Origin of the sequence: Pseudomonas sp. 382, assembly GCF_002759075.1 — a bacterium.
Taxonomy (GTDB): Bacteria; Pseudomonadota; Gammaproteobacteria; order Pseudomonadales; family Pseudomonadaceae; genus Aquipseudomonas; species Aquipseudomonas vlassakiae.
The window spans coordinates 120,434-144,510 of sequence record NZ_PEMX01000012.1 but is presented as its reverse complement, the minus strand read 5'-3'; the positions used below and the strand labels follow the sequence as shown (position 1 = coordinate 144,510).

At 62.9% G+C, this 24,077-nt stretch carries 21 protein-coding genes; 20 read left to right on the top strand and 1 reads right to left on the bottom strand.

Features of this window, described 5'->3' with window-relative positions; translation table 11 throughout:
* Positions 1-58: 58 nt before the first annotated feature.
* The 14 genes from bamA (at position 59) to ispD (ending at position 17,821) form a co-directional block, all read left to right on the top strand.
* Positions 59-2,407 (top strand): outer membrane protein assembly factor BamA, encoded by a 2,349-nt coding sequence (gene bamA / locus CQW31_RS16075; protein WP_054885370.1) that lies wholly within the window; start codon positions 59-61, stop codon positions 2,405-2,407.
* Between the two features lie 44 nt (positions 2,408-2,451).
* Entirely contained in the window at positions 2,452-2,955 is a 504-nt protein-coding gene (locus CQW31_RS16070; RefSeq protein ID WP_054885369.1) for an OmpH family outer membrane protein, read from the top strand.
* Position 2,956: 1 nt separating this feature from the next.
* Positions 2,957-4,012 carry a UDP-3-O-(3-hydroxymyristoyl)glucosamine N-acyltransferase gene (gene lpxD, locus CQW31_RS16065; protein ID WP_054885368.1) on the top strand — a complete coding sequence of 352 codons (1,056 nt, stop codon included), beginning with the start codon at positions 2,957-2,959 and terminating at the stop codon, positions 4,010-4,012.
* 113 nt (positions 4,013-4,125) lie between these two features.
* The gene (gene fabZ, locus CQW31_RS16060) at positions 4,126-4,566 is read left to right on the top strand and encodes a 3-hydroxyacyl-ACP dehydratase FabZ (RefSeq protein ID WP_003252314.1); all 441 of its coding nucleotides are present in this window, start codon (positions 4,126-4,128) and stop codon (positions 4,564-4,566) included.
* Positions 4,563-5,339: an acyl-ACP--UDP-N-acetylglucosamine O-acyltransferase gene (gene lpxA, locus CQW31_RS16055; protein ID WP_054885367.1), complete on the top strand. Its 777-nt coding sequence runs from the start codon at positions 4,563-4,565 to the stop codon at positions 5,337-5,339. The genes fabZ and lpxA overlap by 4 nt, the downstream gene beginning before the upstream one ends.
* Position 5,340: 1 nt before the next feature.
* Positions 5,341-6,468: a lipid-A-disaccharide synthase gene (gene lpxB, locus CQW31_RS16050; protein ID WP_099814882.1), complete on the top strand. Its 1,128-nt coding sequence runs from the start codon at positions 5,341-5,343 to the stop codon at positions 6,466-6,468.
* Position 6,469: 1 nt separating this feature from the next.
* The gene (gene rnhB, locus CQW31_RS16045) at positions 6,470-7,093 is read left to right on the top strand and encodes a ribonuclease HII (RefSeq protein WP_054885365.1); all 624 of its coding nucleotides are present in this window, start codon (positions 6,470-6,472) and stop codon (positions 7,091-7,093) included.
* Between the two features lie 182 nt (positions 7,094-7,275).
* On the top strand, positions 7,276-10,800 hold the full coding sequence (gene dnaE / locus CQW31_RS16040; RefSeq protein ID WP_099814881.1) for a DNA polymerase III subunit alpha: 3,525 nt from the start codon (positions 7,276-7,278) through the stop codon (positions 10,798-10,800).
* Positions 10,801-10,905: 105 nt separating this feature from the next.
* Positions 10,906-11,853: an acetyl-CoA carboxylase carboxyl transferase subunit alpha gene (gene accA, locus CQW31_RS16035; protein ID WP_054885363.1), complete on the top strand. Its 948-nt coding sequence runs from the start codon at positions 10,906-10,908 to the stop codon at positions 11,851-11,853.
* A gap of 141 nt (positions 11,854-11,994) precedes the next feature.
* Positions 11,995-13,278 (top strand): tRNA lysidine(34) synthetase TilS, encoded by a 1,284-nt coding sequence (tilS, locus tag CQW31_RS16030; protein WP_099814880.1) that lies wholly within the window; start codon positions 11,995-11,997, stop codon positions 13,276-13,278.
* 269 nt (positions 13,279-13,547) lie between these two features.
* A complete protein-coding gene (locus CQW31_RS16025) occupies positions 13,548-15,176 on the top strand; it encodes a CTP synthase (protein WP_054885361.1) in 1,629 nt (542 codons plus the stop codon).
* A gap of 200 nt (positions 15,177-15,376) precedes the next feature.
* On the top strand, positions 15,377-16,666 hold the full coding sequence (gene eno, locus CQW31_RS16020) for a phosphopyruvate hydratase (protein ID WP_054885360.1): 1,290 nt from the start codon (positions 15,377-15,379) through the stop codon (positions 16,664-16,666).
* A gap of 169 nt (positions 16,667-16,835) precedes the next feature.
* Positions 16,836-17,117: a cell division protein FtsB gene (ftsB, locus tag CQW31_RS16015; RefSeq protein WP_054885359.1), complete on the top strand. Its 282-nt coding sequence runs from the start codon at positions 16,836-16,838 to the stop codon at positions 17,115-17,117.
* The gene (gene ispD, locus CQW31_RS16010; RefSeq protein WP_054885358.1) at positions 17,114-17,821 is read left to right on the top strand and encodes a 2-C-methyl-D-erythritol 4-phosphate cytidylyltransferase; all 708 of its coding nucleotides are present in this window, start codon (positions 17,114-17,116) and stop codon (positions 17,819-17,821) included. Before ftsB ends, ispD begins: the two co-directional genes overlap by 4 nt.
* Positions 17,822-17,946: 125 nt before the next feature.
* Here the strand turns inward: ispD and CQW31_RS16005 are convergent, their stop codons facing one another.
* Complete coding sequence (locus tag CQW31_RS16005; RefSeq protein ID WP_054885357.1) at positions 17,947-18,843, bottom strand: LysR substrate-binding domain-containing protein; 897 nt, start codon at positions 18,841-18,843, stop codon at positions 17,947-17,949.
* 108 nt (positions 18,844-18,951) lie between these two features.
* Here CQW31_RS16005 and CQW31_RS16000 point away from each other — a divergent pair, with 108 nt between their 5' ends.
* From CQW31_RS16000 to CQW31_RS15975, 6 genes are all read left to right on the top strand, one after another.
* Positions 18,952-20,064: an S-(hydroxymethyl)glutathione dehydrogenase/class III alcohol dehydrogenase gene (locus CQW31_RS16000; RefSeq protein WP_099814879.1), complete on the top strand. Its 1,113-nt coding sequence runs from the start codon at positions 18,952-18,954 to the stop codon at positions 20,062-20,064.
* 8 nt (positions 20,065-20,072) lie between these two features.
* Positions 20,073-20,927, top strand: coding sequence for an S-formylglutathione hydrolase (gene fghA / locus CQW31_RS15995; RefSeq protein WP_099814878.1), 855 nt, complete (start codon positions 20,073-20,075; stop codon positions 20,925-20,927).
* 176 nt (positions 20,928-21,103) lie between these two features.
* Positions 21,104-21,577: a 2-C-methyl-D-erythritol 2,4-cyclodiphosphate synthase gene (ispF, locus tag CQW31_RS15990; RefSeq protein ID WP_054885354.1), complete on the top strand. Its 474-nt coding sequence runs from the start codon at positions 21,104-21,106 to the stop codon at positions 21,575-21,577.
* The gene (gene truD / locus CQW31_RS15985) at positions 21,574-22,632 is read left to right on the top strand and encodes a tRNA pseudouridine(13) synthase TruD (protein ID WP_054885353.1); all 1,059 of its coding nucleotides are present in this window, start codon (positions 21,574-21,576) and stop codon (positions 22,630-22,632) included. Before ispF ends, truD begins: the two co-directional genes overlap by 4 nt.
* Positions 22,620-23,369 carry a 5'/3'-nucleotidase SurE gene (gene surE / locus CQW31_RS15980; protein WP_054885352.1) on the top strand — a complete coding sequence of 250 codons (750 nt, stop codon included), beginning with the start codon at positions 22,620-22,622 and terminating at the stop codon, positions 23,367-23,369. The genes truD and surE overlap by 13 nt, the downstream gene beginning before the upstream one ends.
* A gap of 41 nt (positions 23,370-23,410) precedes the next feature.
* Positions 23,411-24,049 carry a protein-L-isoaspartate(D-aspartate) O-methyltransferase gene (locus CQW31_RS15975; protein ID WP_176506620.1) on the top strand — a complete coding sequence of 213 codons (639 nt, stop codon included), beginning with the start codon at positions 23,411-23,413 and terminating at the stop codon, positions 24,047-24,049.
* Positions 24,050-24,077: the final 28 nt, after the last annotated feature.

Sequence of the window (24,077 nt, the reverse complement as noted above, 5' to 3'; positions counted from 1 at the left end):
CGAACCTGCCGTCACCATGCGGCGGATTGTTTATTGCCAGTTGGAATAAAAGGACTTCATGAAACGTCTGCTGCTAACTGCGGTCATGTCCGCACTGATGATCGCTGAAGTTCACGCCGAGTCCTTCACTATCTCCGATATTCGTGTCAACGGCCTGCAGCGGGTGTCCGCCGGCAGCGTGTTCGGCGCCTTGCCACTCAACGTTGGCGACCAGGCTGACGACCGCCGCCTGGTGGATTCCACCCGTTCGCTGTTCAAGACCGGCTTCTTCCAGGACATCCAGCTGAACCGCGATGGCAACGTCCTGATCATCAACGTGGTCGAGCGCCCGTCGGTGTCCAGCATCGAGATCGAAGGCAACAAGGCGATCAGCACCGAAGACCTGATGAAGGGCCTGAAGCAGTCGGGCCTGGCCGAAGGCGAGATCTTCCAGCGCGCCACCCTCGAAGGCGTGCGCAACGAGCTGCAGCGCCAGTACGTGGCCCAGGGCCGCTACTCGGCCGAGGTCGACGCCGAAGTCGTGCCGCAGCCGCGCAACCGTGTGGCGCTGAAGATCAAGATCAACGAAGGTACCGTTGCCGCCATCCAGCACATCAACATCGTTGGCAACACCGTGTTCAGCGATGAAGAGCTGCAGCAGCTGTTCGAACTGAAGACCACCAACTGGCTATCGTTCTTCAAGAACGACGACAAGTACGCCCGCGAAAAGCTCTCCGGTGACCTGGAGCGCCTGCGTTCCTACTACCTGGACCGCGGCTACATCAATATGGACATCGCCTCCACCCAGGTGTCGATCACCCCGGACAAGAAGCACGTCTACATCACCGTAAACGTCAACGAAGGCGAGAAGTACACGGTTCGCGACGTGAAGCTGTCGGGTGACCTGAAGGTGCCGGAAGACCAGGTCAAGTCGCTGCTGCTGGTGCAGCCGGGCCAGGTGTTCTCGCGCAAGGTCATGACCACCACCTCCGAGCTGATCACCCGCCGCCTGGGCAACGAAGGCTACACCTTCGCCAACGTCAACGGCGTGCCGCAGCCGAACGACCAGGACCACACCGTCGACATCATGTTCGTGGTCGACCCGGGCAAGCGTGCCTACGTCAACCGCATCAACTACCGCGGTAACACCAAGACCGAAGACGAAGTGCTGCGCCGTGAAATGCGCCAGATGGAAGGTGGCTGGGCTTCGACTTACCTGATCGACCAGTCCAAGACCCGTCTTGAGCGCCTGGGCTTCTTCAAGGAAGTCAACGTCGAGACCCCGGCGGTGCCAGGCACCGACGACCAGGTCGACGTCAACTACAGCGTCGAAGAGCAAGCCTCCGGTTCGATCACCGCCAGTGTCGGTTTCGCCCAGAGCGCCGGCCTGATCCTCGGTGGTTCGATCAGCCAGAGCAACTTCCTCGGTACCGGTAACAAGGTATCCATCGGCCTGACCCGTTCGGAGTACCAGACCCGCTACAACTTCGGCTTCGTTGATCCCTACTTCACTGCCGACGGCGTGAGCCTGGGCTACAACGCCTTCTACCGCAGCACCGACTACAGCGACCTTGACGTCGACGTGGCCAGCTATGCGGTGGACAGCCTGGGTGCCGGTGTCAGCCTCGGTTACCCGATCAGCGAAACCTCGCGTCTGACCTACGGCCTGAGCGTTCAGCAGGACAAGATCAAGACCGGTAAGTACACCGTTGACGAGATCTTCGACTTCCTCAAGCAGGAAGGTGACAACTTCACCAACTTCAAGGCCTCGATCGGCTGGTCCGAGTCGACCCTGAACAAAGGTGTGCTGGCGACCCGTGGTCACTCCCAGAGCCTGACGCTCGAGAGCACCATTCCAGGCAGCGACCTGTCGTTCTACAAGCTCGACTACCGCGGCCAGCTGTTCAAGCCGATTACCAACGATTACACCCTGCGCCTGCATACCGAACTGGGCTATGGTGATGGCTACGGTAGCACCTCGGGCCTGCCGTTCTATGAAAACTACTACGCGGGTGGCTTCAACTCCGTGCGTGGTTTCAAAGACAGTACGCTGGGCCCGCGCAGTACGCCGAGCAAGGGGACCAACCCTGGTACCATCGCCGACCCGGATCAGGATCCATTGCCGTTCGGTGGTAACGTGCTCGTGCAAGGTGGTGTCGAGTTGCTGTTCCCGCTGCCGTTCGTCAAGGACCAGCGTTCCCTGCGTACCTCGGTATTCTGGGACGTGGGTAACGTGTTCGACACCAACTGCGGCAGCAAGCCGGATTGCGAGAAGGTGGGCTTCTCGGGCATGGCCAGTTCGGTCGGCCTGGGTGTCACCTGGATCACGGCCCTGGGCCCGTTGAGCTTCAGTCTGGCGATGCCGGTGAAGAAGCCGACCGATGCCGATACCCAGGTGTTCCAATTCTCTCTGGGCCAGACCTTCTAAGGTCGGCCCTTGCTTAACGACAACGGTTTTTCCAGGAGTGCATCGTGCGTAAATTGGCTCAACTGGCCGTAGTGGCCGCGGCGCTGGTCGCCACCCCGGCTTTCGCCGAAATGAAGATCGCCGTGCTGAACTATCAGATGGCCCTGCTCGAATCCGATGCCGCCAAGAAGTACGCGGTCGACGCCGAGAAGAAGTTCGGCCCGCAACTGACCAAGCTCAAGAGCCTGGAAAGCAGCGCCAAGGGCATCCAGGACCGCCTGATCAAGGGTGGCGACAAGATGCAGCAGCAGGAGCGTGAGCGTCTGGAGCTCGAATTCAAGCAGAAAGCCCGTGACTTCCAGTTCCAGTCCAAGGAACTGAACGAGGCCAAGGCCGTTGCTGACCGCGACATGCTCAAGCAGCTCAAGCCGAAGCTGGACGGCGCTGTCGAGGAAGTGATCAAGAAAGGCGGCTACGACCTGGTTCTCGAGCGCGGCGCGGTCATCGATGTCAAACCTCAGTACGACATCACCCGCCAAGTCATCGAGCGTATGAACCAAGCGCGTTGATATGACCGTGACCATGACGCTCGGCCAGCTGGCCGAGGCCCTCGGGGCCACACTGAAAGGCCCTGAAGCGCTGCAGATTACCGGGCTGGCTACCTTGCAGGAGGCTGGCCCCGGTCAATTGAGCTTCCTCGCCAACCCGCAATACCGCAAATACCTGGACAACTGCCAGGCCGCCGCGGTGCTGCTCAAGGCTGCGGACGCCGAAGGCTTCGCCGGCAATGCCCTGGTCGTGGCTGACCCGTACCTGGCTTATGCGCGTATCTCCCACCTGTTCGACCCCAAACCCAAGGCTGTGGCGGGTATTCATCCCAGCGCCGTGGTGGCGGAGGATGCCCAGGTGGATGCGAGCGCCAGTATCGGGCCGTTCGCGGTCATCGAAAGCGGTGCGCGCATCGGCGCCAACGTCAGCATCGGGGCGCATTGCTTCATCGGTGCGCGTTGCGTGGTCGGCGAAGGTGGCTGGCTGGCCCCGCGCGTCACGCTCTACCACGACGTGACCATTGGCAAGCGTGTGGTCATCCAGTCGGGCGCAGTGATCGGCGGTGAGGGCTTCGGCTTCGCCAACGAGAAGGGCATCTGGCGCAAGATCGCCCAGATTGGCGGGGTCACCATCGGCGATGACGTCGAGATCGGCGTCAACACCGCCGTAGACCGAGGCGCGCTGTCCGATACCCGGATCGGTGATGGGGTAAAACTCGACAACCAGATCCAGATCGCCCACAACGTGCAGATCGGTGATCACACGGCCATGGCTGCCTGTGTCGGCATCTCCGGCAGTGCGCGCATCGGCAAGCATTGCATGCTGGCGGGTGGTGTGGGCCTGGTGGGGCATATCGATATCTGCGATAACGTATTTGTTTCCGGAATGACCATGGTGACCCGCTCGATCACCGAACCTGGTTCCTATTCATCCGGCACGGCCATGCAGCCCCTGGCTGACTGGCGTAAGAGCGCGGCGCGCATTCGCCAGCTCGATGACATGGCCAAACGGCTCCAGCAGCTGGAAAAACGTGTCGATACCGTGACCTCAGGTGGCCAGCCGACATCAGAAGGCTGATACCATTTCCTGAGCAAGAGTGAACAGTCGCTAGCTGGCTCCTCTTTGGACTGCAAAAGGAGCGTGTGGTCAGCACCTGCGCTCCCTATTCTTATTACAGGCTTCCCCCCGAAATGATGGACATCAACGAGATTCGCGAATACCTGCCTCACCGCTACCCGTTCCTGCTGGTAGATCGCGTGACGGATCTGGACTTCGAGGCCCAGAGCATTCGTGCCTACAAGAATGTCAGCATCAACGAGCCGTTCTTCAATGGCCATTTTCCGGCACATCCGATCATGCCGGGCGTCCTGATCATCGAAGCCATGGCCCAGGCGGCCGGCATCCTTGGTTTCAAGATGCTCGATGCCAAGCCGGCCGATGGCACCCTGTACTACTTCGTCGGTTCCGACAAGCTGCGTTTCCGTCAGCCGGTGCTGCCGGGCGACCAGCTGGTGCTGGAAGCCAAGTTCCTCAGCCGCAAGAGCATGATCTGGAAGTTCGAATGCCGCGCCCTGGTCGACGGCAAGCCGGTGTGCTCGGCTGAGATCACCTGTGCGGAACGCTCCCTATGAGTTCGATTGATCCGCGGGCGATCATCGATCCCTCGGCCAAGCTGGCCGAGGGCGTCGAGGTTGGCCCGTGGTCGATCGTCGGCCCCGGCGTCGAAATCGGCGAGGGCACCGTCATTGGCCCCCATGTCGTGCTTAAAGGGCCGACCAGGATTGGCAAGCACAACCGGATCTACCAGTTTTCCTCGATTGGTGAAGACACCCCTGACCTCAAGTACAAGGGTGAGCCGACACGCTTGGTGATCGGTGATCACAATGTGATCCGCGAGGGGGTGACCATTCATCGTGGTACGGTCCAGGACCGTTCGGAAACTACCCTGGGCGATCACAACCTGATCATGGCCTATGCCCATATCGGCCATGACAGCGTCATCGGCAATCACTGCATCCTAGTCAACAATACCGCGCTGGCCGGGCATGTACACGTGGGTGATTGGGCGATCCTGTCCGGATTCACCCTGGTGCATCAATACTGCCACATCGGCGCCCATGCGTTCTCTGGCATGGGCACGGCGATCGGCAAGGATGTGCCGGCCTTCGTCACGGTGTTCGGCAGCCCTGCCGAAGCCCGCAGCATGAACTTCGAGGGCATGCGCCGCCGTGGTTTCAGCGACGAGGTCATCCATGCCTTGCGCCGTTCATACAAGATCGTCTACCGCCAGGGTCTGACCGTGGAAGAGGCGATCAAAGAGCTGGACGAACTGGCCGCCAAGCACGAACAGGTCGAGCTGTTCCGCCAGTCGATCGTGAACTCTGCCCGCGGCATCACCCGCTGACATGGCGCAGCTTTGCGTAGCCCTGGTCGCAGGTGAGGCCAGCGGCGATATCCTCGGTTCTGGTCTGATGCGCGCCCTCAAGGCGCGCCATCCCGATGTGCGTTTCATCGGTGTGGGCGGCCCGTTGATGGAGGCCGAAGGCCTTCAGTCTTACTTCCCCATGGAACGTCTGGCGGTCATGGGCCTGGTCGAAGTGCTGGGGCGCCTGCGTGAGTTGCTCAAGCGACGCAAGCTGCTGATCCAGACCTTGATCGGCGAAAAGCCCGATGTGTTCATCGGCATCGATGCCCCCGATTTCACTCTCAATATCGAACTGAAACTGCGTCAGGCCGGGATCAAGACCGTACATTACGTCAGCCCGTCGGTGTGGGCGTGGCGGCAGAAGCGCGTGCTGAAGATTCGCGAAGGTTGCGACCTGATGCTCACGCTGTTGCCCTTCGAAGCACGCTTCTACGAAGAGCAGGGCGTGCCGGTGCGGTTTGTCGGCCATCCGTTGGCCGACACCATTCCGTTGACGGCAGACCGTCAGGCTGCGCGTAACGAACTGGGCCTCGCCGAAGGGCCGGTGGTGGCGTTGATGCCGGGCAGCCGTGGTGGAGAGGTCGGGCGTCTGGGCGCGCTGTTCCTCGACGCCGCCCAGCGCCTGCGCGAACGGGTGCCTGGCGTGCGCTTCGTGCTGCCTTGCGCCAACGCAGCGCGTCGTGCTCAGATCGAGCAGATGCTCGAAGGGCGCGATTTGCCGTTGACCTTGCTCGATGGCCAGTCGCACCGGGCCCTTGCTGCCTGCGACGCGGTGTTGATCGCTTCGGGTACCGCCACCCTGGAGGCGCTGTTGTACAAGCGGCCGATGGTTGTAGCCTACCGCCTGGCACCGTTGACCTACTGGATTCTCAAGCGTCTGGTGAAAAGTCCCTACGTGTCGCTGCCCAACCTGCTGGCCCAGCGTGAACTGGTGCCTGAGCTGCTGCAGGATGCCGCGACCAGCGAAGCCCTGGCCCAGGCCCTGGCGCCGCTGGTCACCGACGGTGCCCAGCAGACCGAACGCTTCGACGATATTCACCGCACCCTGCGCCGCGACGCCTCCAACCAGGCTGCCGACGCAGTGCTGGCCCTGCTCAAGGACCGCTGACATGCAGATTGGACTGGACTTCAACCTGGTCGAAGACCTGGTCGCCGGCGTCGACGAAGTTGGCCGCGGCCCGCTGTGCGGTGCGGTGGTCACGGCGGCGGTGATCCTCGACCCGGCTCGGCCGATTCTTGGCCTGAACGATTCGAAGAAACTCACCGAAGCCAAGCGCGAGGCGCTGTTCGACGAGATCTGCGAAAAAGCCTTGAGCTTCTGCATCGCCCGCGCCGAAGTCGAGGAAATCGACCGCTTGAACATCCTCCATGCCACCATGCTGGCCATGCAGCGCGCGGTGGAAGGGTTGCATGTGACGCCGAAGCTGGCACTGATCGACGGTAACCGTTGCCCCAAGCTGGCGGTGCCGGCGTCGCCAGTGGTCAAAGGCGATAGCCAGGTGCCGGCAATCGCTGCCGCATCGATCCTGGCCAAGGTGACCCGGGACCGGGAGATGAGCGCATTCGAACTGATCTACCCGGGTTACGGCATTGGCGGGCATAAAGGCTATCCAACGCCTGTGCACCTCGAAGCCCTCGAGCGCCTTGGCCCGACGCCCATTCATCGGCGCTCGTTCGCCCCGGTGCGGGCCGCCTGGGAAGCCCGCGAAGGCATTATCGATTCTCTTATCTGATGAAAGGGGGCCGCGTTGCGGCCCTTCGCGGGCAAGCCCGCTCCCACAGGTACAGCGCTATTCGTGAGGGTTACTCTCTCCTGTGGGGCGTGCCCGCGAAGGGCCGCAACGCGGCCCCAAATTCCCCACTCAATTACGCTACAATCCCGCCCTTGTCGTTCAGCACTGCTACAGGACTATCCATGTCGGTTCCCTTCGTTCACCTGCGCGTCCACTCCGAATTCTCGCTGGTCGACGGCCTGGTGCGGATCAAGCCGCTGGCCAAGGCGCTGGCGGGCATGAACATGCCCGCGGTGGCGATCACCGACCAGAGCAACATGTGCTCGCTGGTCAAGTTCTACAAGACCGCCATGGGCGCCGGGATCAAGCCGATTTGCGGTGCCGACCTGTGGCTGGCCGGCAACGACCCGGAAGCTCCGTTGTCGCGTATCTGCTTCCTGGCCATGGACCCCAAGGGCTATCGCAACCTCACCGAATTGATCTCCCGTGGCTGGACCGAGGGCCAGCGCAACGGCCTGGTGATCCTCCAGCGTGAATGGATCGCGCCCGCGAGCGAGGGGCTGATTGCCCTGTCAGCCGGCAAGGAAGGCGATATCGGCATGGCCCTGATGAGTGGTCGCCAGGATGAAGCCGAAGCCTTGCTGCGCGACTGGATGGGCATGTTCCCGGAGCGCTTCTATGTCGAAGTGCAACGCACCAATCGTGCCGGCGACGAAGAATACGTGCACGCTGCCGTGGCCCTGGCCGATCAACTAGGCGCTCCACTGGTCGCCACCAACGACGTGCGCTTCATCAAGCAGTCCGACTTCGACGCCCACGAAACCCGCGTCTGCATCGGCGAGGGCTGGACTCTCGACGATCCGCGCCGGCCGCGTATCTACAGCGACCAGCAGTACCTGAAATCGGCCGAGGAAATGGCCGAGCTGTTCAGCGACTTGCCCGACGCCCTTGCCAACACTGTCGAAATCGCCAAACGCTGCAACATCCAGGTGCAGCTCGGCAAATATTTCCTGCCCGATTTCCCGACGCCGAACGGCATGGGTATCGACGATTACCTGCGGCACGTCTCCTACGAAGGCCTGGAAGAGCGCCTGGCGGTGCTGTGGCCGAAAGAGACCACACCGAATTACGAAGAGAAGCGCCAGGTCTACCTGGACCGCCTGAAGTTCGAACTGGACATCATCATCCAGATGGGCTTCCCCGGTTACTTCCTGATCGTTATGGACTTCATCAAGTGGGCCAAGAACAACGACGTGCCGGTTGGCCCGGGGCGGGGGTCGGGTGCCGGCTCGCTGGTAGCCTACGTGTTGAAGATCACCGACCTCGACCCGCTGGCCTACGACCTGCTGTTCGAGCGCTTCCTCAACCCTGAACGTATTTCCATGCCCGACTTCGACGTCGACTTCTGCATGGACGGCCGTGACCGGGTGATCGACTACGTGGCCGAAGCTTACGGCCGCAACGCCGTGAGCCAGATCATCACCTTCGGTACCATGGCCGCCAAGGCCGTGGTGCGCGACGTGGCGCGGGTGCAGGGCAAGTCCTACGGCCTCGCCGACCGCCTGTCGAAGATGATTCCGTTCGAAGTGGGCATGACCCTGGAGAAAGCCTACGAGCAGGAAGAAATCCTGCGCGACTTCCTCAAGGGCGACGAGGATGCCCGCGAGATCTGGGACATGGCGCTCAAGCTCGAAGGTGTCACCCGTGGTACCGGCAAGCACGCCGGTGGCGTGGTGATTGCCCCGACCAAGCTCACCGACTTTTCGCCGATCGCTTGTGACGAAGAAGGCGGCGGCCTGGTGACTCAGTTCGACAAGGATGATGTCGAGGCTGCCGGCCTGGTGAAGTTCGACTTCCTCGGCCTGCGGACGCTGACCATCATCAAGTGGGCGATGGAGATCATCAACCGCGAGCAGGCCAAGAAGAACCTGCCCAACGTCAATATCGACTTCATCCCGCTGGACGACCGCAAGACCTACGAGCTGCTGCAGAAAGCCGAGACCACGGCGGTGTTCCAGCTCGAATCCCGCGGCATGAAGGAGCTGATCAAGAAGCTCAAGCCCGACTGCCTGGAAGACCTCATCGCATTGGTGGCACTGTTCCGCCCGGGCCCGCTGCAGTCCGGCATGGTGGACGACTTCATCAACCGCAAGCACGGCCGCGCCGAGCTGGCCTACCCGCATTCCGACTACCAGTACGAAGGCCTCAAGCCGGTACTGGCACCGACGTACGGCATCATTCTGTATCAGGAACAGGTGATGCAGATTGCCCAGGTGATGGCAGGCTACACCCTCGGTGGCGCCGACATGCTGCGTCGAGCCATGGGTAAGAAAAAGCCGGAGGAGATGGCCAAGCAGCGCGGCGGCTTCATCGAAGGTTGCGTGGCCAACAACATCGATGCGGATCTGGCCGGTAACATCTTCGACCTGGTAGAGAAGTTCGCCGGGTACGGATTCAACAAGTCCCACTCCGCTGCCTATGGCCTGGTGTCGTACCAGACTGCCTGGCTGAAGACCCACTACCCCGCGCCGTTCATGGCTGCGGTACTCTCGGCGGACATGCACAACACCGACAAGGTGGTGGTGCTGGTCGAGGAAGTGCGCAGCATGAAACTGCGCCTCGATGCGCCGGACGTGAACTTCTCCGACTTCAAGTTCACCGTCAACGACGACGGGCGCATCGTCTACGGCCTGGGTGCGATCAAGGGCGTCGGCGAAGGCCCGGTGGAGGCCATCGTCGAGGCGCGTGCCCAGGGAGGCCCGTTCAAGGACCTGTTCGACTTCTGCGAGCGCATCGACCTCAAGCGGGTCAACAAGCGCACCCTCGATGCGTTGATCCGCAGTGGTGCGCTGGACCGCCTGGGCCCGTATTTCCATGACGAGATCAAGGCCTATCAGGCCAATATCGACCGCAATCGCGCGACCCTGCTGTCGGCACTGGGCGAAGCCATCAAGGCCGCCGAGCAGGCGGCGCATACCGCTGACAGCGGCCACGTCGACCTGTTCGGCGGCATGTTCGACGCGGCGGATGTCGATGTCTACGCCAACCACCGCAAGGTGCGCGAACTGACCCTCAAGGAACGCCTGAAGGGCGAAAAGGACACGCTGGGCCTGTACCTTACCGGCCACCCGATCGACGAATACGAGACCGAGATTCGCCGCTTCGCTCGCCAGCGCATCATCGACCTCAAGCCGTCGCGTGAGACCCAGACCATCGCCGGGATGATCATTGCGTTGCGGGTGATGAAGAACAAGAAAGGCGACAAGATGGGCTTCGTCACCCTCGATGACCGTTCCGGGCGCATCGAGGCCTCGCTGTTTGCCGACGCCTACATGGCGGCACAGTCCTTGCTCCAGACGGATGCGATGGTGGTGGTCGAGGGCGAGGTCAGCAACGATGACTTCTCTGGCGGCCTGCGCCTGCGGGTGAAGCAGGTGATGACCATGGAGGACGCACGCACCAAGCTGGCCGAAAGCCTGCGCCTGAAAGTGGCACACGAGGCGCTCAAGGGCGACCGCCTGAAGTGGCTGGGCGAACTGATCACCCGCCATCGTGGGGCTTGCCCGATCACGCTGGAGTACACCGGCAGCGATGCCAAGGCCATGTTGCAGTTCGGCGAGCAGTGGAAGATCGACCCGGCTGATGGCCTGATTCAGGCGCTGCGTGACCAGTTCGGGCGTGAGAACGTCTTCCTGCAATATCGTTGAATCGACGAAATTTAATCTCGACCTATATGCGCCTGATCCCTTAAGGTAGGGCGCCAAACGGATCAACCGGCCGGCCGCCTGGCCGTAGACCCAAGACGGATGACTATGAACCCGAATTTTCTCGATTTCGAACAGCCGATTGCCGACCTGCAAGCCAAGATCGAAGGCCTGCGCCTGGTAGGCAACGACAACTCGCTGAACATCAGCGATGAAATTGCCCGTCTGCAAGACAAGAGCAACACCCTGACCGAAAGCATCTTCGGCAACCTGACCAGCTGGCAGATCGCCCGCCTGGCCCGTCATCCACGTCGTCCATACACCCTGGACTACCTGGATCACATCTTCACCGAGTTCGAAGAACTGCACGGTGACCGCCACTTCTCCGACGACGCCGCGATCGTCGGTGGTACGGCGCGTCTGGACGGCAAGCCAGTCATGGTCATCGGCCACCAGAAAGGTCGCGAAGTGCGCGAGAAGGTGCGCCGCAACTTCGGCATGCCGCGCCCGGAGGGCTACCGCAAGGCCTGCCGCCTGATGGAAATGGCCGAGCGCTTCAAGATGCCGATCCTGACCTTCATCGACACCCCGGGCGCCTACCCGGGCATCGACGCCGAAGAGCGCAACCAGAGCGAGGCCATCGCCTGGAACCTGCGCGTCATGGCCCGCCTGAAGACCCCGATCATCGCCACGGTGATCGGTGAGGGTGGTTCCGGCGGTGCACTGGCCATTGGCGTGTGCGACCAGCTGAACATGCTGCAGTACTCCACCTACTCGGTGATCTCGCCGGAAGGCTGCGCCTCGATCCTGTGGAAGACTGCCGACAAGGCGGCCGACGCCGCTGAAGCCATGGGCATCACCGCTGAGCGTCTGAAGAGCCTGAACATTGTCGACAAGGTCATCCAGGAGCCGCTGGGCGGCGCCCACCGCGACCCGGTCAAGATGTCCGAAAGCATCCGCGCCGACCTGGTGCAGCAGCTGGACATGCTCGGCAAGCTCGATAACGATGCGCTGCTGGCCCGTCGTTACGAGCGCCTGATGAGCTACGGCCTCTGATATGCCCTGGGGGGCCGCTTCGCGGCCCTTTCGCGACACAAGGCCGCTCCTACATGGGTACGCGATCGCCTGTAGGAGCGGCCTTGTGTCGCGAAAGGGGTGCAAAGCACCCCCGGCAATCTCAAGCCAAGTGAGGCCCAGATGATCAACCTCACCCCTTGGCTCAACGCCCCCGCCTGGTACATCGCCTTCTCTGGCGGCCTCGATTCCACCGTCCTCTTGCATCTGCTGGCCAACCACGCCCGCAACCACGCATCCCCCCCGCTACGCGCCCTGCACATCCACCACGGCCTGCAATCCGCCGCCGACGCCTGGCCTGCCCACTGCCAGTCCATCTGCGACCAGCTCGGTATCGAGCTACAGGTCATCCACGTCCAGGTCACCCCCGGCGCCAGCCTCGAACAGGCCGCCCGTGATGCCCGCTATGCCGCCTTGGGGAAAGTCCTCGGTCCTGGCGACATCCTGTTCACTGCCCAGCACCGCGACGACCAGGCCGAGACCTTGCTCTTCCGCCTGCTGCGCGGTGCCGGCCTGCGTGGCCTGGCGGCGATGCCCGGGCAGCGCAGGCTAGGGCTGGGCAGCCTGGTCCGGCCGCTGCTGGCCACCGCGCGCCAGCAGCTGCATGACTACGCCCACGTCAATGAGCTGGTGTGGATCGAAGACCCGACGAACGTTGATACCGCCTTCGACCGCAACTATCTGCGCGCAGAGGTGTTTCCGCATTTGCACCAGCGTTGGCCACAGGCCAGCCAGAACTTCGCCCGTTGTGCGGAGCATCTGGGTGAGGCACTGGGCCTGCTCGACGAACTGGCGCAGGGCGATCTGGCCGAGGCCGGGGAGGGCGCTGCACCCGCCTGGGCAGCCTTGCCGTCACTCGACCTGGCGGCGCTCACCCGCTTGTCGCCTGCTCGGCAGCGCAATGCCCTGCAGCACTGGTTACGCCCGCGAACCCGCTTGCCCGATACCCGTCATTGGGCCGGCTGGGCCGATCTGCGCGATGCTGCGGCAGATGCGCAGCCGGTCTGGCGGCTGGCCGACGGTCGGTTGCTGCGTAGTCATGGCCGTATCTGGTGGTTGAGTGGTGACTGGCTGCAGCAACCCATGGGCGAGTACGCCTGGGCCGACCCCGGAGCGGTCCTGGCATTGCCGGGCAATGGCAGTGTGCGTCTTGATGTCACCGCGCCGCTGGGCGAACTGCGTATCGCCTACCGCCAGGGCGGCGAAGTGCTGGACATCCCCGGCCGCGGCCGGCGCGACCTCAAGCGCCTGCTCAACGAGCTGCAGGTCCCGCACTTCGTGCGCCCGCGACTGCCGTTGCTATATTGTGGCGAGCGCCTGCTGGCGGTGGCCAATCTGCCTTCACTGGCGCAGGCCGATTGCCAGCTTCACTGGCAGCCGCCGACGAACGCGCAAGGTTTGAGCTGAAGGGTACATTCCGGTAGACTACCCTCCCTTCTTGATACAACTTCTGTGGCTTCCCCGGAAACACAGCAGTTGCCGATTACCAAGCAGTTTTTTGCTGGGCTGATTCTGGAAATGACGAGCGAGCTCCATGCCGGGGATACCCCTGGTCTGTACAGACGCGGCAGTTTTTCGAGATGCACTGTGATTGACGCAGGTGATCGGGGGCTTCGGCCTTCCTTCGCTTTCTCCGGCGGCGCTGGCCGCCTTAACGCAGACTTCTAGGGTTTTTCATGACGCGCTACATATTCGTCACGGGCGGTGTTGTTTCTTCATTGGGGAAAGGCATTGCCTCGGCATCCCTGGCGGCCATCCTGGAAGCGCGGGGCCTGAAGGTCACCATGCTCAAGCTGGATCCGTACATCAACGTCGACCCGGGCACCATGAGCCCGTTCCAGCATGGTGAGGTGTTCGTCACCCACGATGGCGCCGAAACCGACCTTGACCTGGGCCACTACGAGCGGTTCATCCGCACGACCATGACCCAGAACAACAACTTCACCACCGGTCGTATCTACGAGCACGTGCTGCGTAAAGAACGCCGTGGTGACTACCTGGGCGCAACCATCCAGGTCATCCCGCACATCACCGACGAAATCAAGCGTCGCATCATCAAGGGTGCCGGCGATGCCGACGTGGCCCTGGTGGAAATCGGCGGTACCGTGGGTGATATCGAGTCGCAACCGTTCCTCGAAGCGATCCGCCAGCTGCGTGTCGAAGTGGGTTCCAAGCGCGCCATGCTGATGCACCTGACCCTGGTCCCGTACATTGCCACCGCTGGCGAGACCAAGACCAAGCCGACCCAGCACTCGGTCAAGGAGCTGCGCTCCATCGGCCTGCAGCCTGACGTGCTGATCTGCCGTTCCGACCACCCGGTCGACGCATCGTCGCGCCGCAAGATCGCCCTCTTCACCAACGTCGAAGAGCGTGCGGTGATTTCGCTGGAAGACGTCGATACCATCTACAAGATCCCAGGCGTGCTGCACGCCCAGGGCCTGGACGACTTCGTCGTCGAGCGCTTTGGCCTGCAGTGCAACAGCGCCGACCTGTCCGAGTGGGACAAGGTGGTCGATGCCAAGCTCAACCCTGAGCAGGAAGTCACCATCGCCATGGTCGGCAAGTACATGGAGCTGCTGGATGCATACAAGTCGCTGATCGAAGCGATGAGCCACGCCGGCATCACCAACCGTACCAAGGTCAACCTGCGCTACATCGATTCCGAAGACATCGAGAACCAGGGCACCGGCCTGCTCGAAGGCGCCGACGCCATCCTGGTACCGGGTGGTTTCGGCCTGCGCGGCGTGGAAGGCAAGATCACCGCCGTGCAGTACGCCCGTGAGAACAAGGTGCCGTACCTGGGGATCTGCCTGGGCATGCAGGTAGCCGTGATCGAGTTCGCCCGTAACGTGATGGGCTGGAAAGACGCCAACTCCACCGAGTTCGACCGCAACAGCGGCCACCCCGTGGTCGGCCTGATCACCGAGTGGGCTGATGCCACCGGTGCCGTCGAGACCCGTACCGAAGCCTCCGACCTGGGCGGCACCATGCGCCTGGGCGCGCAGGATTGCCAACTGGCTGCCGGCTCCAAGGTGCACGACTGCTACGGCAAGGATGTGATCACCGAGCGTCACCGTCACCGTTACGAGGTCAACAACAACCTGCTGCCACAGCTGGTGGACGCTGGACTGGTGGTTTCCGGTCGTTCCGAAGACGGCGCGCTGGTTGAAGTGGTCGAGTCCAAGGACCATCCATGGTTCGTTGCCTGCCAGTTCCACCCGGAGTTCACCTCCACCCCGCGTGACGGTCACCCGCTGTTCAGCGGCTTCGTCAAGGCGGCCCTGGCGCAGAAGAACAAGGCCTGATTTTTTCAGGTCTTTGATGAGTTTTCCGACGGTTAAAGCCGCGCAAGGCTCATTTCTCGGGTAAAGTACGCCCCGATCTACCCCTGACCGCTCGGTCAGGGGTTGCTTCTGCCAGGCCTGCCTGCTGCGTCCCCGCCTGGTGCAAGGCAAGAATTCCCTACAGTTGCGTTGTTTTCGTCAATTCTGGAGTGCTTACAACAATGGCAAAAATCGTCGACATCAAAGGTCGTGAAGTTCTCGATTCGCGTGGCAACCCCACCGTGGAAGCCGATGTACTGCTCGACAACGGCATCATCGGCAGCGCTTGCGCGCCGTCCGGTGCTTCCACCGGCTCGCGCGAAGCGCTGGAGCTGCGTGATGGCGACAAGAGCCGTTACCTGGGCAAGGGCGTGCTGAAGGCCGTCGCCAACATCAACGGCCCGATCCGTGACCTGCTGCTGGGCAAGGATCCTTCCGACCAGAAAGCCCTGGACCGCGCCATGATCGAACTGGACGGTACCGAGAACAAGGCCAAGCTGGGCGCCAACGCCATTCTGGCCGTGTCCCTGGCTGCCGCCAAGGCCGCTGCACAGGATCAGGACCTGCCGCTGTACGCGCACATCGCCAACCTCAACGGCACCCCGGGCCAGTACTCGATGCCGGTTCCGATGATGAACATCATCAACGGTGGCGAACACGCCGACAACAACGTCGACATCCAGGAGTTCATGGTTCAGCCGGTTGGCGCCAAGACCTTCTCCGACGGCCTGCGCATGGGTACCGAAATCTTCCACCACCTCAAAGCCGTGCTGAAGGCCCGTGGCCTGAACACTGCCGTGGGTGACGAAGGTGGTTTCGCCCCTAACCTGGCGTCCAACGAAGACGCACTGGCTGCCATCGCCGAAGCGGTCGAGAAAGCCGGCTACAAGCTGGGCACCGACGTGACCCTGGCCCTGGACTGCGCGGCTTCCGAATTCTACGAAGACGGCAAGTACAACCTGTCCGGTGAAGGCAAGTCGTTCGACGCCGAAGGTTTCGCCGAGTACCTGAAGGGCCTGACCGAGCGCTTCCCGATCATCTCGATCGAAGACGGCCTGGACGAGTCCGACTGGGCTGGCTGGAAGATCCTGACCGACAAGATCGGTGCCAAGGTCCAGCTGGTCGGTGACGACCTGTTCGTGACCAACACCAAGATCCTCAAGGAAGGCATCGAGAAGGGCATCGGTAACTCGATCCTGATCAAGTTCAACCAGATCGGCTCGCTGACCGAAACCCTGGAAGCCATCCAGATGGCCAAGGCTGCCGGCTACACCGCGGTGATCTCGCACCGTTCCGGTGAAACCGAAGACTCGACCATTGCCGACCTGGCCGTGGGTACTGCTGCTGGCCAGATCAAGACTGGCTCGCTGTGCCGTTCCGACCGCGTCTCGAAGTACAACCAGCTGCTGCGCATCGAAGAGCAGCTGGGCGCCAAAGCGGTTTACCGTGGTCGTGCCGAGTTTCGCGGCTAAGCAAGAGATGGTAAAAAGACAGCTGCCGAGGTTGTCGGATCTTCCGTACTGAGCTTTCGTACGTAATCATCTGACGCTTCATGCGGGTTTCTGTCAACGAAGCCTGGCCTCGGCCAGGCTTCGTGCTATATGACGCCCGTGTGCGGCGGTCTTTAACCTGGATACCTTGATGCGCAGTCCCTATTGGTTGTTCCTTGTCCTGCTCCTGCTGCTCGGTGGCCTGCAGTACCGCCTTTGGGTGGGTAACGGCAGCCTGGCGCAAGTGGCCGAGCTCAAGCAGCAGATCGACGAACAGCATGCCGAGAACGAACGGCTGCTGGAGCGTAACCGTGTGCTCGATGCCGAGGTGATGGAGTTGAAGAAAGGTATGGAGACCGTCGAAGAGCGGGCTCGTCATGAACTGGGAATGGTCAAAGAGGGCGAAACCCTCTTCCAGTTGCCGCAAAAATGACTGAAACACTGCCGGCCTTCTGGGCCGTGATTCCTGCAGCGGGCGTCGGTGCCCGCATGGCTGCCGACCGCCCCAAGCAATACCTGGAGCTGGCGGGGCAGACCCTTCTCGAGCACAGCCTCGACTGTTTTCTTGGCCACCCCTCGCTCAAGGGCGTGGTGGTCAGCATTGCCGAAGACGACCCTTACTGGCCAGGCCTGCGTTGTGCCAGCGACCCGCGTATCCAGCGGGCGGCGGGTGGTGACGAGCGTGCCGACTCGGTGCTCAATGCCTTGTTGCTGCTGCATGCCCAAGGGGCGTCGGACAACGATTGGGTGCTGGTGCACGATGCGGCGCGGCCGAACCTGGCGCGCAGCGACCTGGACAAGTTGCTGTCGGAACTGGCCGACGACCCGGTAGGCGGGCTGCTGGCGGTGCCGGCGCGCGACACCCTCAAGCGTGCCGATGCCAATGGGCGGGTGGCCGCGACGGTCGACCGCAGCACCATCTGGCAGGCGTATACGCCGCAGATGTTCCGCCTGGGTGCGCTGCATCGGGCCCTGGCCGAGAGCCTGGTTTCCGATGTGGTGGTGACCGATGAAGCGTCGGCCATCGAATGGTCGGGGCAGGCGCCGCGGCTGGTCGAAGGGCGCAGTGACAACATCAAGGTCACCCGGCCGGAAGACCTGGAATGGCTGCGCCAGCGCTGGGCCGGGCGGCGCTGAATCTTCAGATCGGTTCTGGCCTCTTCGCGGGCACGCCCGCTCCACAGGGATTGCACAGAGTTCAGAACCGGGGCAGATCCTGTGGGAGCGGGCGTGCCCGCGAAGAGGGCGGTAAAGCCAGTACATCAGCCATGCCGATACTCCGGTAACCCCGCCAACCCTTCCTTCAGATAATCCACCAGCCGCCTGACCTTCGGTGACAGATGCCGCTGCTGCGGATACAGCGCCCACACCGCCGTGTTCGGCGGCTGATGCCCTTCCAGCAACGATACCAGTGCGCCACTGTTCAAGTGCTCAAGCACGTAGTAGTCCGGCAACTGACACAACCCCATCCCCAGCAGCGCCGCATCCAGCACTGCCTGGCCGCTGTTGCAGCGCCAGTTGCCCTGCACCCGCTGGCTGATCTCGCGGCCATCCTGCTGCAAGGCCCACAGGTCGGAACTGCCGATCAGGCAATTGTGCCGGGCCAGTTCCGACAGGCTGTGCGGCCGCCCGTAACGCTCCAGGTACGCTGGCGACGCGCACAAGTACATGCGCCGCGGTGCAAGGCGCGTGGCCACCAGCCGTGAGTCTGCCAGGCGGCCGAGGCGGATCGCCAGGTCCATGCCTTCGTGCAGCAGGTCGAGGGTACGGTTGCTCAGTTCCACTTCGACCCGCAGCTGCGGATACAGCGCCATGAAACGCGTCACCAGCGGCACGATAAAACGCTCACCATAGGCTACCGCACAGGTCATGCGCAGCAGCCCCTTGGGTTCGCTGGCCAAGTCGCCCATGGCGCGCAGCGCTTCCTCGCGGCCGTCCTGCAGGCGCTGGCAATGCTGCAAAAAGGTCTGCCCGGCTTCACTCAGGGCCACCCGGCGAGTACTGCGGTACAGCAAGCGGGTCTGCAGGCGTTCTTCCAGGCGGGCGATCTGCCGGCTGATGTGCGACGACGACACGCCCAGGCGCTCGGCTGCCGCCGTGAACTGGCCCGACTCGGCCACGGCGACGAATTCGTCGATGCCTTCCCAACGGCTGCTCATGGATTATCCCTGTATGGCAATAATGTTTTGGCTTTGCCTGGATTATTCACCAAAAGCGCCTGGATTACACTGCGGGACTGAACCGATCCTCTGTCTGGAGACCCTGTGATGATCAAGTCCCGTGCTGCCGTAGCCTTCGAGGCCAAGAAACCCCTGGAAATCGTCGAAGTCGACGTGGCCATGCCCAAGGCCGGCGAAGTGCTGCTGCGCGTGGTCGCCAGCGGTGTTTGCCACACCGACGCCTACACCTTGTCCGGCGCTGACCCGGAAGGCATCTTCCCGTCGATCCTGGGTCATGAAGGCGGTGCGATCGTCGAAGCAGTGGGCGAGGGCGTGACCTCGGTGGCGGTGGGCGATCACGTGATCCCGCTGTATACGCCCGAATGCGGCAAGTGCAAGTTCTGCCTCTCGGGCAAGACCAACCTGTGCCAGGCCATCCGTGCCACCCAGGGCAAGGGCTTGATGCCGGACGGCACCACTCGCTTCTCGTACAAAGGCCAGCAGCTGTTCCACTACATGGGCACCTCGACCTTCTCCGAGTACACCGTGCTTCCGGAAATTTCCGTGGCCAGGATCCAGAAGGAAGCGCCGCTGGAGAAGGTCTGCCTGCTCGGCTGCGGCGTCACCACCGGGATCGGCGCCGTGCTCAACACCGCCAAGGTCAAGCCCGGTGACACCGTGGCCATCTTCGGCCTCGGCGGCATCGGCCTGTCGGCAGTGATCGGCGCAGTCAAGACCAAGGCCTCGCGCATCATCGCCATCGATATCAACCCGGCCAAGTTCGAGATCGCCCGCCAGCTGGGTGCCACCGACTGCATCAACCCGAAAGACTACGACCGCCCGATCCAGGAAGTGATCGTCGACCTTACCGACGGTGGCGTGGACTTCTCTTTCGAGTGCATCGGCAATGTGCAACTGATGCGCGCGGCCCTGGAATGCTGTCACAAAGGCTGGGGCGAGTCGGTGATCATCGGTGTCGCCGGTGCTGGCCAGGAAATCGCCACCCGTCCGTTCCAGCTGGTGACGGGCCGTGTCTGGCGTGGTTCGGCATTCGGCGGCGTACGTGGCCGCAGCGAACTGCCAAGCTACGTGGACATGGCCGAGAAGGGCGAGATCCCGCTGGACACCTTCATCACCCACACCATGGGCCTGGAAGACATCAACAAGGCCTTCGACCTGATGCACGAAGGCAAGAGCATCCGCAGCGTGATCCACTTCTGAGGTGAGCCATGAGCCTGGATAACATCTCCTGCCAGAAGAGCTTCGGCGGCTGGCACAAGCGTTACCGGCATCACTCCAAGGTGCTGGGCTGCGACATGGTGTTCGCCGTCTACCTGCCGCCGCAGGCCGAGCAGGGCGAGAAGCTGCCGGTGCTGTACTGGCTCAGCGGCCTCACCTGCACCGACGAGAACTTCATGCAGAAGGCCGGCGCCCAGCGCCTGGCTGCCGAGCTCGGCCTGATCATCGTCGCCCCCGACACCAGCCCGCGTGGCGAGCAGGTGCCAAGCGACCCTGAAGGCGCCTGGGACTTCGGCCTCGGCGCAGGGTTCTACCTCAATGCCACCCAGCAGCCTTGGGCGCAGCATTACCGCATGCACGACTATGTCGTGCAGGAGCTGCCGGCACTGATCGAGGCGCACTTCCCGGCGTCCGACCAGCGCAGCATCAGTGGCCACTCCATGGGTGGCCATGGCGCGCTGGTATGTGCCTTGCGCAACCCAGGGCGCTATCGCTCGGTGTCGGCGTTCTCGCCGATCAGCAACCCGATGGATTGCCCATGGGGCGAAAAGGCCTTCAGCCGCTACCTGGGTGAAGATCGTGCGCGCTGGCGCGAGTGGGATGCCAGTGTGCTGCTGGCGGAAACCGCTGCAGGCGAATGCCCGCCGTTGCTGGTGGACCAGGGCGACCGGGATGACTTCCTCGAAAAGCAGCTCAAGCCTGAAACGCTGGAGCAGGCCGCACGCAAAGGGGGGCATGCGCTGACCCTGCGCCTGCAGCCTGGCTATGACCACAGCTACTTCTTCATCGCCAGCTTCATCGATGAGCACCTGCGCCATCACGCGATGGCACTCGGACGGCTGTAGGAGCGGCCTTGTGTCGCGAATGGGCCGCAAAGCGGCCCCGGGATTTCGGCGCCACCGCTTCAGTCGCTGGGGCTGCTGCGCAGCCCTTTCGCGACGCAAGGCCGCTCCTACATGACGGCCCCAATAGCGTCCAAAGCAGGTAGAATCACGCCCTGACTCAATCAGGGCGTTTTTCTATGCGTATTGGCCACGGCTACGATGTGCACCGTTTCTGCGACGGTGATTTCATTACCCTGGGTGGGGTGCGTATCCCTCACAAATACGGCCTCCTGGCCCATTCCGACGGTGACGTGCTGCTGCACGCCTTGAGCGATGCCTTGCTCGGTGCTGCGGCGCTGGGCGACATCGGCAAGCACTTCCCGGATACCGACCCCCAATTCAAGGGCGCTGACAGCCGCGTGTTGCTGCGTCATGTGGTCGCTATCGTCAAGGCCAAGGGCTGGAAGGTCGGCAATGTCGACGCCACCATCGTCGCCCAGGCGCCGAAAATGGCTCCGCATATCGAAACCATGCGCCAGTTGATTGCCGAAGACCTGCAGGTCGAACTCGACCAGGTCAACGTCAAGGCCACCACCACCGAGAAGCTTGGTTTCACCGGTCGCGAGGAGGGCATCGCCGTGCATGCGGTCGCCCTGCTGCTGCCAGCATGACCGAACTGGACCTGCTGGGCCCGCGCGCGTCGGGTGAATCATTGGGCAGCGCAGTGCTCAAAGCCGTCGCCGAAGACTTCCAGGTCGACGAGGTGCTGGACATACCGCTGTCCGGCCAGGGCGAGCACCTGTGGCTGTGGGTAGAGAAGCGTGACCTCAACACCGAAGAAGCCGCGCGCCGCCTGGCCCGTGCTGCTGGTGTACCGGTGCGTGCCATCAGCTATGCCGGCCTCAAGGACCGCCAGGCCCTGACCCGCCAGTGGTTCAGCCTGCACCTGCCGGGCAAGGCCGACCCGGACCTGTCGCGGGCCGAAGACGACAGCCTGCGCGTATTGAAGCAAGTGCGCCACCAGCGCAAGCTGCAGCGCGGCGCTCATTCGGCGAACGGCTTCACCCTGCGCCTGACCGCCCTGGCAGCCGACCACCAGGCCCTTGATGCACGCCTGCAACAGCTCAAGGTGCAGGGCGTACCGAACTACTTTGGCAGCCAGCGTTTCGGCTACGGCGGTGGCAATGTCCACGATGCTCAGGACTGGGCATCGCGCAAGGCCCTGCCAGAGCAGCGCAACGTGCGTTCGCGCCTGCTTTCGGCAGCACGCAGCTACGTGTTCAACCAGGTGCTGGCGGCGCGAGTCGCCGATGGCAGCTGGCAACGCGCTCAGGTCGGGGATCTGTTGGCATTCACCGACAGCCGTAGTTTCTTTCTGGCGGGTGAGCAGGAGTGTTCTGATCCTCGCCTGGCAATACTTGACTTGCATCCCACCGGCCCGATGTGGGGAGAAGGGCCGTCGCCCGCAACCGGTGCGACTTTCGAGCGGGAAGCGGCGATCGGCGAGCAGCACCTGGCGCTATGCCAATGGCTGGCATATGCGGGCATGAGTCACGAACGGCGCATCCTGCGGCTCCCTATTGGCGGCCTGACGTGGCATTATCCCGAGCCTGATATCCTGCAACTGGAATTCGTCCTTCCGGCCGGATGCTTCGCCACCGTGGTGGTGCGCGAACTCGTCGATCTGGTGCCGGCAGGGCAGACGGACAGCCCATGCGTATTCTGATTTCGAATGACGACGGTGTTACGGCACCTGGCCTCGCCGCGCTCCACGGTGCGCTGGCGGATTATGCCGAGTGCGTGGTGATCGCCCCGGATCAAGACAAGAGCGGCGCCGGCAGTTCGCTGACGCTGGACCGGCCGCTGCACCCGCAGACCCTGTCCAACGGCTTCATCAGCCTCAACGGCACGCCGACCGACTGTGTGCACCTGGGGCTCAATGGGTTGTTGCCCGAGCCGGTTGATCTGGTGGTTTCGGGCATCAACCTGGGGGCCAACCTGGGTGATGACGTGATCTATTCCGGCACGGTGGCCGCCGCGCTGGAGGGCCGCTTCCTGGGCGGTACCTCGCTGGCGTTCTCGCTGTTGTCGCGCCAGCCCGACAACCTGCCGACTGCTGCCCACATCGCCCGGCGCCTGGTCGAGGCACTGCCACGCCTGCAATTGCCGCCGCGCACCGTGCTCAACGTCAACATCCCCAATCTGCCGCTGGAGCACATCCGCGGCATCCAGCTGACCCGCCTCGGCCATCGGGCGCGGGCGGCGGCACCGACCAAGGTCGTCAACCCGCGCGGCAAGGAAGGCTACTGGATCGCCGTGGCCGGCGATGCCGAGGACGGTGGGCCTGGCACCGATTTCCATGCGGTCATGCAAGGCTATGTGTCGATAACGCCCTTGCAGCTGGACCGCACGTTCAACGATGCCTTCGAACAGCTCGACGGCTGGCTGGAGGGCCTGCTCTGATGCGTGAACAGGACGATCTGCAGCGCCGTGGCGGTATCGGCATGACCTCTCAGCGCACCCGCGAGCGGCTGATCCAGCGCCTCTACGAGGAAGGCGTGTCGAACGCCAAGGTGCTCGAGGTGATTCGCCGTACCCCGCGCCATCTGTTCGTAGACGAGGCGCTGGCGCATCGGGCATATGAAGACACGGCGCTGCCGATCGGGCACAACCAGACCATCTCCCAGCCGTTCATGGTGGCGCACATGAGCGAGCTGCTGCTGGAAGCCGGGCCGTTAGACAAGGTGCTGGAGATCGGCACCGGTTCCGGCTATCAGACCGCGATCCTGGCCCAGCTGGTCGAGCGGGTGTTCTCGGTGGAACGGATCAAGGTGCTGCAGGATCGAGCCAAGGAGCGCCTGGTCGAACTCAACCTGCGTAACGTGGTGTTTCGCTGGGGGGATGGCTGTGACGGCTGGCAGGCGTTGGCGCCCTACAATGGCATCATCGTCACGGCAGTGGCGGCGGAAGTGCCGCAGGCGCTGCTCGATCAGCTGGCGCCGGGCGGGCGCATGGTGATCCCGGTAGGCCAGGCCGGTGAGGTGCAGCAGTTGATGCTGATCGTGCGCGAAGAGCACGGTTTCTCCCGTCGCGTCCTGGGCGCGGTCCGGTTCGTGCCGCTGCTCAACGGCCCACTGGCCTGAAGCGCCGGGAATATTTGCAGCAGCAACG